Raw genomic sequence first — 14,504 nt, 5'->3', positions numbered from 1 at the left:
CTCGTCCGCGTTCAGTGAACGCGGACTTCCTCGACCTTGGGCTCCTCTTCGGGGAATCCGACGCCCTGCACATGCACGTTGACTTCCACGACGGTGAGCCCGGTCATCGTCTCGATCGCACGCTTAACATTCTCCTGCGCGGCAAGGGCAACCTCGGGAATACGGATGCCGTATTTCACGATGATATAAAGATCGACGGCTGCTTCCTTCTCGCCGACCTCGACCTTGACCCCCTTCGAGAAATTCTTGCGGCCGAGCATCTCCGCGATGCCCCCCGCGATACCGCCGCTCATTCCGGCGATGCCCTCAACCTCGGTCGTCGCAAGGCCCGCGATAATGCTGACGACCTCGTCGGCCACGCGAATCGTTCCAAGCCCCGTTTGCTTCTTTACGGCTTCTTTTGTGTTCTCCATGTTCATATCCTCCATTCCGAAGTGAAATCGTCTTTTGTATTTTTATGCGCGCTCAATGTAATTTCCCGTCCGCGTATCGATACGGAGTACATCGCCCTCGTTGATAAAGAGGGGAACGCGCACCTCATAACCGGTCTCAACTTTTGCCATCTTTGTCGCGCCCGTCGCGGTATTGCCCTTGACGCTCGGCTCGCACTCGACGACCTTGAGGCTAACGGAGTTCGGCAGCTGAATCCCGATGATACGCCCTTTGAACTGCTGGAGGGCAACCTCCATATTCTCCATGAGGTAGTTCAGCGCGTCGCCGAGTTGCGCGCGCGTCAGTTCCGTCTGCTCATAGGTCTCCGTATTCATGAACGTATAGACCCCGTCCGCCTCATACAGATACTGCATCGTATGCGTCTCTAGGTGCGCCGCCGGCATCTTCTCGTTCGGGTTGAACGTGCGCTCGACCACAGCGCCCGTCTCAACGTTTTTGATCTTGGTACGGACAAACGCAGCACCTTTTCCCGGCTTCACATGCTGGAAATCGACAATCTGCCAGACGCCTCCATCGTATTCAATCGTGAGACCTGTGCGAAAATCGGTGCTGTTAATCATATTGTTCAGTCCTCCATACAATCAATCGTCTCTTGCTATTATAGCGGTTTTATATGCAGATTTCAATAAATTCTTTTGGCGCGCGCGTCAGCGGCTCGCCGCCGACCGCGGTGACGAGCACAGTATCCTCGATGCGGATGCCGCCCCAATCGGGAATATAAACGCCAGGCTCGTCCGTGACGAGCATATTCTCCCGCAGCGTCTCCATGCCGAATTTCGAGAGGCGCGGTTCCTCATGGATCTCAAGCCCGAGACTGTGCCCCAGCCCGTGTCCGAAATACTGTTCGACACCGCGCTGCTTGAGATAATCGCGCGCGACAATATCGACGTCACGGCCCGTAATCCCCGGGCGAATCGCCGCAAGGGCTTTCTTCTGCGCCGTCAGCACCGCATCGTAGAGTTCCTTTTGCCGTTCATCCGCGCGACCGACGCAGATGGTCCGCGTAATATCCGAATGATAGCCGCAGTACACGGCGCCGAAGTCCATCGTCAGGAGTTCGCCGCGCGCAATTTCCTTCTCCGTCGCCGTTCCGTGCGGCAGGCTGCCGCGCACACCGGAGGCAAGGATGGTCTGAAACGCGGGGCGTTCGGAACCGGAACGCCGCATAAAGTCTTCCATTTCAGCCGCAACGGCAAGCTCCGTCATACCGGGACGAATATATGCAGCGATATGTGCAAACGCCGCATCCGCGATCTCACAGGCGCGGCGAATGCAGGCGATCTCCTCCGCATCCTTCACCTGCCGCAGCGCATCGAGATTCAGCGCCGTATCAAAGGCGACGCCGTCCAGCATCTTCTTCAGTTCCATATAGAGACTGTAGGTGAGCACGTTGCCCTCGAAACCGATGCGTTTCACGCCGTATTGCTTGAGCAGCGCCGCCGTCTTTCGATAGAGGCCGTCCTTCTGCTCGACGATTTCAAACGCGGGCGCCTGATCCGCCGCCTGCTCCGTATAACGGCCGTCCGTGACGAGTGTGAGCCGATCCTCCGTCACAACGAGTACGGTGGAATCGCCGCGGAATCCGCTGAAATAGTGAAGGTTGACTTCTTTCGTCACAAGAACGGCATCCAGCCGCTTCTCTGACAGCAGCGACCGCAGATGTGTGACGCGCGACTTCATATTCATTGATGCTCCTCCATGCGGCAGATAATCACCGCAAGCGCAGCCATATAACTCTCCGCGCCGAATCCGCAGATCTGCCCCTGCACAACGGGAGCGATGACCGATGTGTGCCGGAATTCTTCCCGCCGATGAATATTCGATAGATGCACCTCGATCACGGGAACGCCCGCGGCCGCGATCGCATCGCGGATCGCGATGCTGTAATGCGTGAAAGCGGCCGCATTGAGGATAATGTAATCCGCTTTGCCGCGCGCCGCCTGTATCGCATCCACCAAGGCGCCCTCATGATTGGACTGGGCAAACGCTATCGAAGCGCCCGCCGCCTCCGCACGAAGACGCATACGCTCGTTGATATCGTCGAGCGTCAGTCGTCCGTAAATCTCCGGCTCACGCGTCCCGAGCAGGTTGAGATTTGGGCCGTTCAGCACAAGTATTTTTGTCATTGTCCGCTCCTAATACCGAATAGAGAAATCCCGATCACCCGCAACGGTATCGCGCGGCGCGATGTCCATCCGCTCGACATGAACGAACATATTGCCGGCGCGTATCGCCGCGAACGCGGCGTCGATGCCGCGCTGCGTCCCTTGAAGTTCCATTGTCACAGTACCGTCGGGCATATTCTTCACCCAGCCCGCAATCTCGTGTGCGAGCGCCTGTTGGCGCACGAACATACGGAAACCGACGCCCTGTACGCGTCCCGCGGCACAGGCATAATAACGAACGATCTCTTCCATCGTGATTCCCTCCTAACGCTTTGCATCTCTGCGCAGAATACTGTATGGCGCGACAGGACGGGTCATCCGTATACGTACGATTTGCTGCGGATGCGGTGCCGCTGCAATCGGCGTCCCCGCCGCATCCCACATCTCCGTAAGTTCCTGGCGGAACCCCCGCTCTTCCGGTTGGAACACCTCAATCTCCTGCCCCAGCTTCATATGATTGCGCTGCTCTACCGTCGCCAGCCCCGTATTGGCATCATAGCTACGTACAAGGCCGATAAAATCCGATGTCTGCTCGTAGGACGACGTCCCGTAGATTTGATCTTTTTCCGTCGGCTTCTCAAAGAAAAAGCCCGTCGTATAGGCACGATGCGATACCTTTTCAAGTTCCGCCAGCCACTCCGGCTGCGGCATAAACGGCGTGCCCGTCATGCAGGCGTCTAATGCCGCGCGATATGTCTTCACCACGCCGGCGGCGTAATGCACGCTTTTCATCCGCCCCTCGATCTTGAGACTGTCGATGCCGCAGGCAACGACCTCGTCGAGATACGGCAGGAGACACAGATCCTTGGAATTCATGATGTAGGTGCCGCGTTCATCCTCGACGATCGGGTAATATTCGCCGGGACGCGACTCCTCGACGAGCGCATACTTCCAACGGCAGGACTGGGCGCAGCTGCCGCGATTCGCATCCCTGCCCGTGAAATAACTGCTGAGGAGGCAGCGCCCCGAATAGGAAATGCACATGGCTCCGTGGACAAACATCTCTAGTTCCACATCGGTATGTCTACGAATCTCGCGAATCTCCTCCCGAGAAAGCTCGCGCGCAAGTACGACGCGTTCCGCCCCAAGCTGCTTCCAAGCCGCCGCCGTCCGCCAGTTCACATTGTTTGCCTGCGTGCTGATATGGACGGGCAGCCGGGGCGCCGTCTCCCGACACAGCATAAAAACGCCGAGATCGGCAACGAGCACGGCGTCAACACGGGCATCGGCGAGAAAGCGCAGATACTCGGGCAATGCGTCGACATCCTCATTGTGCGGAAAGACGTTGACGGTGACATAGATCTTCTTCCCGGCCGCATGCGCGAACTGAACGGCCGCCGCAATCTCGTCGTGTGAAAAGTTGCCGCCAAATGCGCGCAGGCCGAACTGCCGGCCGCCGAGATAAGCCGCGTCTGCTCCGTAGGCAAACGCCATACGAAGTTTTTCCATCGTCCCCGCAGGCGCCAAAAGCTCAATGCGGCGTTTCATGCATCAGCCTCCACAGCATCGTAACGATTAGAGAATTATCGCACGCGATCGACCAATGCCAAATGCTCCTCATAGGTCGTCGCATAGTAATTGTTTCCGTTGCGGTCGGCAACGAAATACAGGTAGTCCGTGTCCGCAGGATGGAGGACAGCCGTGAGGGACGCCGTACCGGGATTCGCGATCGGTCCGGGCGGCAGGCCCGTATTCTGATAGGTGTTATAGGGAGACGCGATCTTCGTATCGCGCAGGAGCAGATCCTCCTTCGGCGTATCAAGGAGATACTGCACGGTCGGATCCGCCTGCAGGGGCATCCCGAGTTTCAGGCGTTTTAAGAAAATCTGCGCGATGATCGGACGATCCTCTTCGTGATACGCCTCTTTCTCGACAATGGAGGCGAGCGTCGCCAACTCATAGATGGATAGGTTCATTTCCTTAGCGCGTTCCCGCATCTCCGGGGTCAGACGACGGTCAAAATTCTCCGCCATCATCTCGAGGATGCGGTTCACATCAAACGATCCGTTGATCTCATAGGTGTCGGGAAATAGGAACCCCTCGGCGGCATAGCGCACGCCTTCATGATCCTCGACATAATCATAAGGTCTGTAGTATTTTGCCCGCTCTATAAATTCGTCCGCATTTACAAGCCCTTCGTCATCAAGCCGCCGTGCGATATCGCGCACGCCGAATCCCTCCGGAATGGTAAATCGAACGACAACCGTATTGCCGTAAACGAGCGTCTCGAGCGCATCGCGCGGCGTCATTCCCTTGGAAAGCGCAAAGGTTCCGCTCTTCACTTTATTCTCAAAGCCGTTCAGCTTAGCCATCCACCAGAATTTAAGTTCACTGTCAATGACTCCCTGCGCATGCAGCTCTTTGCCGATCTCGCTGGCCGTCATACCGGGACGCACCGTGAAATAAATCTGCGCCTCTCCGCCGCCCCGCACCGACGTTTTCTCCGACGGTGAAATCGAGACAAACGCCAGCAGAAGCAGTACGATCGACAGCCCGGCGACGCCGAAGACGATTTTTTTCTGAAGCGGCGTTCCCTTCCCCCGGTACACCGCGCGCAGGGTCTCCCGCAGTTCATGCATGCGCAAAAGCTCACGCATCCCCCGTCGTGTCCACTTCAAGCGCATCCTCCCTCTCTGATGTAAACCGCCGGCTTTATGAAAAAGCCGTCATCTTCCCCGGCGATGACAGCACATCTGCGCTTTAATCCTCCTCGTTCTCCAGAAGGAGTTCGTAGGCCTTTCGAACCTCTTCAAACTCTTCGTCCGAAGGATCCACGTACATATCCTCACCGTTCTCGTCCGTAACAATCTTTGCGATGATCGCCTCATCCTCATCCTCGGCGTCCTCGAGTTCCTCTTCCGAGCCTGCGGAGAGGCCGACGAGCACGGCAAAGCGGTCGTCCCCTACCGTGAGGATCGTCTCCTCGCGATAGTAGGACTCCTCTCCATCCTCATTCGCAATGACGACGACAACATCCTCATCGTGAAATTCTTCATGTTCTGCCATGTCTATAACTCCTTCTTCCATATGTATCATGCGTTCAGATGCTGCCGGCGGTCCAAAAACCCCTGCAGAATATAAACGGCCGCCATCTTATCGATCACCTTGCGGCGCTTCTTCCGGGAAATATCCGCTTCGAGCAGCGCACGCTCGGCCGCAACAGTCGATAGACGTTCGTCCCAGTAGTGGATCTCCACGTCCGGAAAATGCCGCGCCGCCTCAGCCATAAATGCGCGCACAATATCGCAGCGCTCGCCCTCATCGCCGTTCATATGCTTCGGGAGGCCGGCGACGAGCGCTTCCGCCTCATATTCCCGTATCACCGCGCCGAGGCGATCGAAATCCGCGGCAAGACTTGTGCGGCGAATCGTCTCAACGCCCTGTGCGGTAATCCCAAGGAGATCGCTCACGGCAACGCCAATCGTTGCGTCGCCAATATCGAGTGACATGTAACGTTTCACTGCTCGTGCTCCAAGTAGAAACGCACCAGCTCGTCAAGCAGTTCGTCCCGCTCGAGGCTGCGGATCTTGCTCCGCGCATCCTTATGGCTGGTCACATACGCAGGATCCCCCGAAAGTAGATAACCGACCAGCTGGTTGATGGGGTTGTACCCCTTCTCACGCATTGCTGCGCCGACCTCTCGTATCACGGTATTCGCTCTCGGCTTATCTTCATTGAAAGCAAACATCATTGTTTTCTGTTCATCCATACCGATTCACCTCTTAACGAAAACGTCCCATAATAACGTCTATAATTCGCCGCTCCGTATGGCTGCCAGAGCGACATGCAGCGTGGGGTAGATCCCCTTGCAAATCGCGCGCATTTCCTCCGTCACGGGCAGCGTGTCGGGAATCATCACGGGACTGCATCCCGCTGCGGCCGCTCCGCGCAGGCCGTTATATCCGTCCTCAAAGACGTAGCAATCCGCGGGCGCCAAGCCGATGCGCTCGGCCGCCGACAAAAAAATATCGGGCGCCGGTTTTCCATGCGCTACGAGATTGCCGCCGACGATTGCGTCAAAGTAATCGCGCAGACGGCTTTGAACAAGATTTTTTTCAATCTGTTCGGTCGCCGCGCTGCTGGCTGCGGAAATATGAACCCCGTGCGCGCGAAAATACGAGAGGATTTCACGGACGCCTGTCATAACGACAAGATTTTGCTCCGCCTCTGCCGCGACATAGGCGAGCACCCGCTCCATATAGAGCCGCGCGTCTACCGTCGGATGAAACTCCTTGACGATCCGCAGGGTCAGGTCGCCGCAGGTTCCGCAGCAGGCTTTGCCGAGCTCCGGCTTGCGCGGCACACCGAAATCGTCGGCAACAATCGTCCACCCTTTCTGATAAAAGATCTCCGTGTCAAAGAGCACGCCGTCCATATCGAAAATTGCCCCGCTTTTCATGGATCCCCCGCTCGTCTGTCGCTGAAAAAATATAATCAAATATTACCACACAACGGTGCAAAAGACAATCACCGACGCCGAGAGCGGCGCCGCCGCTCATCCGTCGACGCCGCTCTGCGCGCTGCCGAGCGTGCGCGTGACGCGATAAACGTCCTTCAGTTGGCGCACGCGCGTCATGACCTGCGTGATCTGATCGATATTGCCGACATTGAGCCCAAGATGCACGGTGGAGGTCTTATTCCGCCGATTCGGCGTCGCGTTGATCGTATGGATGTTGACCTTCATCTCGGAGGGAACCGCGAGGATCTCGGAGAGCATGCCGTTGCGGTCGTTGCAGACGATCTCTATGCCGACCGTGTACTCTTTGTCGAGTCCGATGTCCCAATCCACCTCGATCATGCGCGAGAACTCCGTATCGTTGAGCACGTTCGGACAGTCGGAGCGGTGGACGGAAACACCGCGGCCGCGCGTAATATAGCCTGTGATCGGATCGCCCGGAATCGGATTGCAGCAGCGCGCAAGGCGCACGAGATAGCCGCCCTCGCCCTCGACGAGGATGCCGTGGCTCGCCTTCTTGCGCTTGCCGCGCCGCGGCGTTTTGAGCTCCGAGAGGAGCTGCGATACCTCGGGGGGCGTCTCCGCCTGCACGGATTTGCGGTGCAGCTCGATCAGCTTCGTCATGATCCCCTGCAAGGTGACGCCGCCGTAGCCGAGCGATGCGAGCAGATCGTCCTCGGTCTGCACGTTGAGCTTCTCCGCGACGATGCCGATACGCCCGTCCGCAAATAGTTCCTTGGGACTGTAGCCGAGCCGTTTCGCCTCGTCGCGGATGAGATTCATCCCGCGTTCAATGTTCGCCTCGCGGTTTTCCTTTTTGAACCATGCGCGTATCTTTCCGCGCGTGGCGGACGACGCCACGGTATTGAGCCAATCCGGACTGGGGCCGCCGCTCGCCTTGTTCGTGACGATCGAAACGATATCTCCGTTTTTGAGTTTATACTCGAGCGGAACGATCTTTCCGTTGACCTTCGCGCCGACGCAATGATGCCCGATCTCCGTGTGGATGTGATAGGCGAAGTCGATGGGATTCGAGCCTTTCGGCAGGTCGATCACGTCGCCGCGCGGGGTAAAAACAAAGACCTCGTCGGAAAAAACATCCAGTTTGAGCGCCTCGAAGAACTCCTTCGGATCGTCATATTCCTTTTGGAGGCTGACCATCTGGCGCAGCCACGACATCTTTTGATCGCTTTCATCGGTCGCTCCGGTGCTCTTTCCGGCCTCTTTATACTTCCAGTGTGCGGCGACCCCGAACTCGGAGATCCGGTGCATCGCGTGCGTGCGTATCTGAATCTCGAGGGGATCGCCGTGCGTCATCACTGTCGTATGCAGGGACTGATAACCGTTGGATTTCGGCATTGCGATATAGTCCTTGAACCGCCCCGGGATCGGCTTCCACATCGCATGGATGACGCCGAGCACACCGTAGCAGTCCTTGACGGATGAGACGAGCACGCGCACGGCGGAGAGGTCGTAGATCTCGTTCACACTCTTATTGTCGCGCTTCATCTTGCGGTAAATGCTGTAGAAATGCTTCGCGCGCCCCTTGATCTCCGCTTCGATCCCCGCATCCTCAAGCTTTTCCTTGATTTGACGGATCGAATCGAGAATAAACTCCTGCCGCTCCTGCCGCTTGTGCTTGACCTCCTCTACGAGCGTGTAATAGGCTTCCGGCTCAAGATAGCGCAGGCAGAGATCCTCGAGCTCGATCTTGATATTGGAGATACCGAGGCGGTTGGCAAGCGGCGCGTAGACCTCGAGCGTCTCGTGCGCGATGCGCTGGCGCTTGTCCTCGCGCATATATTTGAGCGTGCGCATATTGTGGAGCCGGTCGGCGAGCTTGATCATGATAACGCGGATGTCCTTCGCCATCGCGAGAAACATCTTGCGGTAATTCTCGAGCTGGACATCCTCCTTCGACATATACTGGATCCGTCCGAGTTTCGTCACGCCGTCGATCAGCGCCGCGATGTTCTTGCCAAATAGTTCCTCCATCTCCTCAATGGTCGCATGCGTGTCCTCGACGACATCGTGCAGGAGCGCCGCGCAGATCGTCTCGTCGTCCATGTGAAGCCCCGTGAGGATATAGGCGACGTTCAGCGGGTGAATAATGTAGGCCTCGCCGGAAATGCGCGCCTGTCCCCGATGCGCTTTTTCGGCAAAACGATAGGCGCGCTCAATTTTGTCGACATCCGCATCCGCTTGGTACGAACGGACTTTTTCGAGAATGATATCGAGCGTGATTACCTTCCGCATCTCACTTGACATGACCTTCATCCTCCTTTCTCTCCTTATATCGACGATATGTCGGCGCCTCCGTCAGTTCCATCTTCCGCCGGGACGGGATCAGCTTCCACGTACCGTCCGGCAGCGGCTCGAGCAGGCCGAGCTCGTGGAAAATATCCATTGCGCGCGCAACGGTATACTGCGATATATGCCCCTCTAAGCTCCTGAGCCGACACGTCAGCGCGGGCAGTTCATACGGAACCGCTCCCGTCGGCGACTGCATCGCGTGCAGCCGCCGATAGATGCGTTTGAGGAGTTCCCGCTCCGGGAATACGAGTTCACATGCCGCGGGGCGCAGAGAATCCGCCGTGCACTGCACGGAGGTCACGCCCTGCCACTCGTTGATGTTCGGAATATACGCGATATCTACGGATTCCTCCGCAAGGACCGCGGCGAGGTCCCCGTGGTTCCAATACAGCACCGCCACGCGGCCGGCATCGGAACCGAGTTCCAGACGCAGGTGCTTTCCTTCCCCGCCGATCGCAGCGGCGGACTGCGGGCGAATGTCCCGCGCGCCGAAGACGGGGCGCGGATTCCCCATGCCGTATGGCTCCATGAGCGCCAGTTCCTCGATCAGCGGCACCGTCCAATCGGTCGGCGGCACGAGCGCCATAATCTCGACTTTCGGCATAAAATCCGCGGGCGTAAGATGCGTGCGCACATAGTCCGAGAATGCCGTGCGGAACTCCGGCAGCCGCTCCGGCAGGAGCGACAGCCCCGCCGCCATCGCATGCCCGCCGAACTGAATCAGCGTATCCCGACAGGCGGCAAGCGCCTCATACATATGCAGTCCGGCGATGCTTCGGCAGGAGCCTTTATAGACGTCATCCTGCCGCGTCAGCACAATGCTCGGACGATAGTATATGTCAACCAAACGCGAGGCCACAATCCCGATGACACCCGCGTTCCAGTCCTCCCCCGCAACCACAATCGCGGGCATATCCGGCGTGAAGTCGGCCAGCTCCTGCCGCGCCGCGGTGAGAATCTCCCACTCTAGGTCTCGGCGCTCCGTATTGAGCGCATTCAGCGCCTCCGCAATGCGCTCCGCCTCCGCAGGCAGCTCGGATGAGAGCAGTTCGACGCCGCGCCGTGCGGTTTCAAGGCGCCCCGCGGCATTGAGCCGCGGCGCAAGCTGAAATCCGACGTGCCCCGTATTGATTGTCTTATCCTCAAGTCCCGCAGCTGCGATCAGCGCACGCATGCCGACGCACGGTCCCTCCGTCATCACACGCAGACCGTGCCGGACGATTTTACGGTTCTCCCCCACTAGCGGTACGAGATCGGCGACCGTGCCGAGCGCAACGATGTCCAGATCATCCTCATAGGAGCGCTGCGTATGCCGCCGCCAAAGTGCCTGACACAGCTTAAAGGCAACGCCGACGCCGGCAAGTTCCTTCTCCGGGTAGGCACAGCCCGTACGGTGCGGGTTGAGCACGGCGTGCGCGGGCGGGAGCTGCGCCCCGGGCAGATGATGGTCGGTGACGATGATATCCATCTCGCCGCGCATTGCCGCAACCGGGTCGACCGAGGCGATGCCGCAGTCCACCGTAACGAGGAGGACGCATCCCGCAGCATGGAGTTCCTCGAGCGCCGGCAGGTTGATTCCATACCCTTCGGTAAATCGGTTCGGGATATAATAGGAAACATCTCCGCCCAATGCGCGGATATTCTTCGTCAAAATCACCGTGGAGGTCATGCCGTCCACATCGTAGTCCCCATAGACCACGATGGGCTCACGCCCGGCAATCGCACGCAGGATACGGTCAACGGCGGGCTCCATATCCGCCATGAGGAACGGATCGTGAAACGGCGCCTCCTCCGGGTGCAGGAAATCGTTTGCAGCCGCACGCGTACGAATGCCGCGCCGCCATAGAATCTGCCCGACGACGGGGGCGATGCCAATCTCGCGCGCGAACTGCTCCGCCTCCGCAGACGCCTCGTGAACAAGCCATTCTTTCAGCATGAACTCCGCCTTTCCCGCAATGCAAAAGAGCCCGCTCCGTTCAAAAGCAGGCTCTCTCTTTCTTATGCCTCCGCCGGCACCGCCTTTGCCTTCGGCACGTTCGGCCGCCGCTCCGTATGATTGCGCAGTTCAATCCAGAGCTGGCTCGCGATAAATATTGAGGAGTAGCAGCCGACGGCAAATCCGACGAGCAGCGCGAACGCAAAGTCCTTCGTCGTCTCGCCGCCGAACCAGTAGAGCGCCGCCGTGGTGAAGAGCACCGTAAAGACCGTGTAGAGCGAGCGTGTCAGCGTTTGATAAATCGATCGATTGACAAGTTCCTCGATATCCCCGCCGCGGCGGAAATGGAGTTTCAGATTTTCACGGATACGGTCAAAAATAACGATGGTATCGTTGATGGAATATCCGACGATCGTCAGCAGCGCGGCGATAAAGGACGAGTCGATCTGCCGTTGTGTGAACGAAAATACGGCGAGTACGATGATGATGTCGTGCACGAGCGCCAGCACCGCGGATACGCCGAAGCGCCATTCGAAGCGATAAGCCACATAGAGGATGATGAGGGCCCATGAGATCACAAGCGCGAGTACGGCGTTCGTAATCAGTTCTCCGCCGATCGTCGCGCCGACCTTCTCCTCGCGCAGCACGGAATACGGACCGACATCGTGTGCGAGCGCCGCCATCACCTCTTTGCGCTGGTTTTCCTCAAGATCCACCGTGCGGATCATGACATTCTCAGAGGATTCCACACCGGATTCCGTACCCGAGAGCTGGATCGTACTCCCGTCGAGATCATACTTTGCGAGGCTTGTGCGAACATCGGCAAGCGTCACCGGCCGTTCGAACCGCAGATCCATGATCGTACCGCCCGTGAAGTCGATGCCGAAGTTAAATCCGCGCACACCCATGCAGATAAAGCCCGGAATGATGAAAATGATCGAGATGAGAAAAAATATTCTCCGATGCCCCGCAATATCAAACTTAGGCATTCTTCTCATCTCCCTTCTTCACGCCCAGCATAAACCCGCTCGCACCGTACATCGCCGGCTTTTCCGAAATTTTGGCGCTGATCATCAGCTTCAGCAGATACTGCGTCAGCGTAATCGCCGTAAACATCGACAGGATCGTCCCGACGCCGAGTGTAATCGCAAATCCTCGAATCGTCCCCGTTCCGAGGAAGAAAAGCACCCCCGCAGCGATCAGCGTCGTGACGTTCGAATCGAAAATCGTTGTGAAGGCGCGCTTAAATCCCGCATCCATCGCAAGGCGCAGCGATTTGTGCTGCACCTGATACTCTTCTTTGAAATGCTCAAAGATCAGCACGTTCGCGTCGACCGCCATCCCGATCGAGAGGATGATCCCCGCCACGCCCGGCAGCGTCAGGGTCGCATCCATCAGATAGAGGATACCGAGCAGCAGCATCGTATACGCCATGAGTGCCACGTCCGCAATAAAGCCCGAGAGATGATAAAAGAGAATCATGAAGAGAACAACCGCGCCGAGGCCGACGGCAAATGCGAACTCGGACTTATCCTTGGAGTCCTGACCGAGCGTCGGGCCGACGGTGCGCGTCTCGATGATCTCCACCTTCACGGGTAGGGCGCCGCTGCGCAGGACGACCGCAAGGTTCTGCGCCTCCTCGAGCGTCTTCTGCCCCGTGATCTCCGCGCGTCCGCCGAGAATCGGCTCGCGGACATTCGGCGCGGTCAGCACCTCGCCGTCGAGCAGGATCGCAATCGTGCGCCCCACGTTACGCATCGTAAGATCGGCAAATTTCTGCGCGCCCTCGTCGGAGAACTCGAGATTGACGACATTCTGTCCCGTCTGCGGATTGGTGGACGCCTGCGCGTCTTTCAGATCGGTTCCCGTGAGAACCGTATTGCCGTCCTCGTCGCGGAACTCGAGCATCGCAGTTTTGCCGATGGTCTGAATCGCCGCGTCGGGGTCTTTGATGCCCGGCAGCTCGATGATGACGCGCCGCTCTCCCTCGCGCTGAATAATCGGTTCGGTCAGACCGAGCGCGTTGACGCGCTTTTCCATAATCGCCACAACGCGGTTCATCGCATCGTCGTTGACCTGTGCCTGCTCCGTATCTACGGCCTCGAGCACAACGTGCGTCCCGCCCTGCAGGTCAAGCCCTTGCCGGATGGAACTCGCGAGCGGCTGAACGAACGCGAAGAACACGCCGATAATGACGGCGACTGCGACCGCCAGTTTGAGCAAACTATGTTGTCTCAACAGTCCTCACACCTCTTCCTCAAAGGTCAGATTATCATTGCACATTTTGCGGCGCATGAGACGCCGCTCCGTGAGAATATAGTCCACATACGCGTCGTACGGCGCCGTCGGAACCTCGGTAACAATTTGAACGTCATAGGCAAGCGCGATCCGCAGCGCGTTTGCCGCACGGGGCAGGAACCGATCGTAATATCCGCCGCCCAGTCCCAGACGGCCGCCGTCCGGGGTAAACGCCGCCCCGGGCACGATGACGACGTCGATCTCCTCGGGGGAAACGGGCGCGCTGCGGGCGAGATCGGGCGCGGGAATGCCGAACGCCCCCTCCACAAGCGCGTCCGCCCTCGGAATCGACCGCACTTCCATCAGTCCCTTCCCCACGATGTACGGAAGGACGACACGCTTCCCCTGCCGGAGAAGTGCCTCCATCATCGGAAAGAGATCGATCTCTTCCGGTGTGGATGCGTAGAGCATAACGGTCTCGGCCTCCCGCAGAGGCGTCAGCGCCATCGCTTTTGTACGGATTGTCTCATCCGCCCGCGCCCGTCCTTCAGCGGGAACCGCGCGGCGAAGCTTCAGCATTTCCCGCCGCAGCACACGTTTTTGTTCCGACAGCAGATGCAGCTCCGTATCCGCCTCTGCGGGCACCGATTACTCCTCTTCCCGTGTGAGGACGGCGCTGATCGCCGACCGCTCGAATACGATGTCGACCCCTTCGGCGGCGCGCAGGGTCACCGTTTTTTCATCGAGCAACATAATCGTTCCGTGCATGCCGCCGAGGGTCACCACGGCGTCGCCGGTCTTCAGCCGGCCGAGCATCTCTTCGCGTTTCTTCTGCGCCTGTTTTTGCGGACGATAGAGCAGGAAGTAAAAGAAGACCACCAAGATGATGATGGGTCCCCAGGAACTCAACTGTGCGATCATTTGTTCATCCATACGTACAACT

Annotated in this window: 17 protein-coding genes; all 17 read right to left on the bottom strand. The window is 58.2% G+C overall.

Going from position 1 to position 14,504, the window contains the following annotated elements:
* Positions 1 to 11: 11 nt before the first annotated feature.
* The 17 genes from HMPREF9161_RS01045 to yajC all read right to left on the bottom strand — a co-directional run bounded on the left by HMPREF9161_RS01045 (position 12) and on the right by yajC (position 14,494).
* Positions 12 to 428, bottom strand: coding sequence for an Asp23/Gls24 family envelope stress response protein (locus HMPREF9161_RS01045; RefSeq protein WP_037348515.1), 417 nt, complete (start codon positions 426 to 428; stop codon positions 12 to 14).
* Positions 429 to 455: 27 nt separating this feature from the next.
* Positions 456 to 1,013: an elongation factor P gene (gene efp / locus HMPREF9161_RS01040; protein ID WP_009727815.1), complete on the bottom strand. Its 558-nt coding sequence runs from the start codon at positions 1,011 to 1,013 to the stop codon at positions 456 to 458.
* A gap of 49 nt (positions 1,014 to 1,062) precedes the next feature.
* Entirely contained in the window at positions 1,063 to 2,139 is a 1,077-nt protein-coding gene (locus HMPREF9161_RS01035; RefSeq protein ID WP_009727814.1) for a Xaa-Pro peptidase family protein, read from the bottom strand.
* Positions 2,136 to 2,579, bottom strand: coding sequence for a type II 3-dehydroquinate dehydratase (aroQ, locus tag HMPREF9161_RS01030; protein WP_009727813.1), 444 nt, complete (start codon positions 2,577 to 2,579; stop codon positions 2,136 to 2,138). Before aroQ ends, HMPREF9161_RS01035 begins: the two co-directional genes overlap by 4 nt.
* A 9-nt stretch (positions 2,580 to 2,588) precedes the next feature.
* A complete protein-coding gene (locus HMPREF9161_RS01025; RefSeq protein WP_009727812.1) occupies positions 2,589 to 2,870 on the bottom strand; it encodes an acylphosphatase in 282 nt (93 codons plus the stop codon).
* 12 nt (positions 2,871 to 2,882) lie between these two features.
* A complete protein-coding gene (locus HMPREF9161_RS01020; protein WP_009727811.1) occupies positions 2,883 to 4,106 on the bottom strand; it encodes a U32 family peptidase in 1,224 nt (407 codons plus the stop codon).
* A 35-nt stretch (positions 4,107 to 4,141) separates the two neighbouring features.
* The gene (gene mltG, locus HMPREF9161_RS01015) at positions 4,142 to 5,215 is read right to left on the bottom strand and encodes an endolytic transglycosylase MltG (RefSeq protein WP_369791783.1); all 1,074 of its coding nucleotides are present in this window, start codon (positions 5,213 to 5,215) and stop codon (positions 4,142 to 4,144) included.
* A gap of 103 nt (positions 5,216 to 5,318) precedes the next feature.
* The gene (locus tag HMPREF9161_RS01010) at positions 5,319 to 5,624 is read right to left on the bottom strand and encodes a DUF1292 domain-containing protein (protein ID WP_009727809.1); all 306 of its coding nucleotides are present in this window, start codon (positions 5,622 to 5,624) and stop codon (positions 5,319 to 5,321) included.
* A gap of 26 nt (positions 5,625 to 5,650) precedes the next feature.
* Entirely contained in the window at positions 5,651 to 6,067 is a 417-nt protein-coding gene (gene ruvX / locus HMPREF9161_RS01005) for a Holliday junction resolvase RuvX (RefSeq protein ID WP_037348746.1), read from the bottom strand.
* Positions 6,068 to 6,075: 8 nt separating this feature from the next.
* Entirely contained in the window at positions 6,076 to 6,327 is a 252-nt protein-coding gene (locus HMPREF9161_RS01000; protein WP_009727807.1) for an IreB family regulatory phosphoprotein, read from the bottom strand.
* A gap of 39 nt (positions 6,328 to 6,366) precedes the next feature.
* Entirely contained in the window at positions 6,367 to 7,017 is a 651-nt protein-coding gene (locus tag HMPREF9161_RS00995; RefSeq protein WP_009727806.1) for an HAD family phosphatase, read from the bottom strand.
* Positions 7,018 to 7,113: 96 nt separating this feature from the next.
* On the bottom strand, positions 7,114 to 9,342 hold the full coding sequence (locus HMPREF9161_RS00990) for a bifunctional (p)ppGpp synthetase/guanosine-3',5'-bis(diphosphate) 3'-pyrophosphohydrolase (protein ID WP_009727805.1): 2,229 nt from the start codon (positions 9,340 to 9,342) through the stop codon (positions 7,114 to 7,116).
* Complete coding sequence (recJ, locus tag HMPREF9161_RS00985; RefSeq protein WP_009727804.1) at positions 9,332 to 11,323, bottom strand: single-stranded-DNA-specific exonuclease RecJ; 1,992 nt, start codon at positions 11,321 to 11,323, stop codon at positions 9,332 to 9,334. The genes HMPREF9161_RS00990 and recJ overlap by 11 nt, the downstream gene beginning before the upstream one ends.
* 62 nt (positions 11,324 to 11,385) lie before the next feature.
* The gene (gene secF / locus HMPREF9161_RS00980; RefSeq protein ID WP_009727803.1) at positions 11,386 to 12,312 is read right to left on the bottom strand and encodes a protein translocase subunit SecF; all 927 of its coding nucleotides are present in this window, start codon (positions 12,310 to 12,312) and stop codon (positions 11,386 to 11,388) included.
* On the bottom strand, positions 12,305 to 13,546 hold the full coding sequence (gene secD, locus HMPREF9161_RS00975; protein WP_009727802.1) for a protein translocase subunit SecD: 1,242 nt from the start codon (positions 13,544 to 13,546) through the stop codon (positions 12,305 to 12,307). The genes secF and secD overlap by 8 nt, the downstream gene beginning before the upstream one ends.
* Before the next feature lie 21 nt (positions 13,547 to 13,567).
* Entirely contained in the window at positions 13,568 to 14,206 is a 639-nt protein-coding gene (locus HMPREF9161_RS00970; protein WP_009727801.1) for a 5-formyltetrahydrofolate cyclo-ligase, read from the bottom strand.
* Positions 14,207 to 14,209: 3 nt separating this feature from the next.
* Positions 14,210 to 14,494, bottom strand: a complete 285-nt coding sequence (gene yajC / locus HMPREF9161_RS00965) for a preprotein translocase subunit YajC (RefSeq protein WP_009727800.1) — start codon at positions 14,492 to 14,494, stop codon at positions 14,210 to 14,212.
* Positions 14,495 to 14,504 lie beyond the last annotated feature (10 nt).

Source organism: Selenomonas sp. F0473 (genome assembly GCF_000315545.1).
In the GTDB taxonomy this organism is placed as follows: Bacteria; Bacillota; Negativicutes; order Selenomonadales; family Selenomonadaceae; genus Centipeda.
Note: the sequence above shows the minus strand (reverse complement) of the source record. Positions and strands in the feature narration are given on the sequence as shown.

Excerpts from the sequence above, each read along its gene's own strand:
- HMPREF9161_RS01045 (WP_037348515.1), bottom strand. The coding sequence starts at position 428 with ATGGAGGATATGAACATGGAGAACACAAAAGAAGCCGTAAAGAAGCAA.
- efp (WP_009727815.1), bottom strand. The coding sequence starts at position 1,013 with ATGATTAACAGCACCGATTTTCGCACAGGTCTCACGATTGAATACGAT.
- HMPREF9161_RS01035 (WP_009727814.1), bottom strand. The coding sequence starts at position 2,139 with ATGAATATGAAGTCGCGCGTCACACATCTGCGGTCGCTGCTGTCAGAG.
- aroQ (WP_009727813.1), bottom strand. The coding sequence starts at position 2,579 with ATGACAAAAATACTTGTGCTGAACGGCCCAAATCTCAACCTGCTCGGG.
- HMPREF9161_RS01025 (WP_009727812.1), bottom strand. The coding sequence starts at position 2,870 with ATGGAAGAGATCGTTCGTTATTATGCCTGTGCCGCGGGACGCGTACAG.
- HMPREF9161_RS01020 (WP_009727811.1), bottom strand. The coding sequence starts at position 4,106 with ATGAAACGCCGCATTGAGCTTTTGGCGCCTGCGGGGACGATGGAAAAA.
- mltG (WP_369791783.1), bottom strand. The coding sequence starts at position 5,215 with ATGCGTGAGCTTTTGCGCATGCATGAACTGCGGGAGACCCTGCGCGCG.
- HMPREF9161_RS01010 (WP_009727809.1), bottom strand. The coding sequence starts at position 5,624 with ATGGCAGAACATGAAGAATTTCACGATGAGGATGTTGTCGTCGTCATT.
- ruvX (WP_037348746.1), bottom strand. The coding sequence starts at position 6,067 with ATGTCACTCGATATTGGCGACGCAACGATTGGCGTTGCCGTGAGCGAT.
- HMPREF9161_RS01000 (WP_009727807.1), bottom strand. The coding sequence starts at position 6,327 with ATGGATGAACAGAAAACAATGATGTTTGCTTTCAATGAAGATAAGCCG.
- HMPREF9161_RS00995 (WP_009727806.1), bottom strand. The coding sequence starts at position 7,017 with ATGAAAAGCGGGGCAATTTTCGATATGGACGGCGTGCTCTTTGACACG.
- HMPREF9161_RS00990 (WP_009727805.1), bottom strand. The coding sequence starts at position 9,342 with ATGTCAAGTGAGATGCGGAAGGTAATCACGCTCGATATCATTCTCGAA.
- recJ (WP_009727804.1), bottom strand. The coding sequence starts at position 11,323 with ATGCTGAAAGAATGGCTTGTTCACGAGGCGTCTGCGGAGGCGGAGCAG.
- secF (WP_009727803.1), bottom strand. The coding sequence starts at position 12,312 with ATGCCTAAGTTTGATATTGCGGGGCATCGGAGAATATTTTTTCTCATC.
- yajC (WP_009727800.1), bottom strand. The coding sequence starts at position 14,494 with ATGGATGAACAAATGATCGCACAGTTGAGTTCCTGGGGACCCATCATC.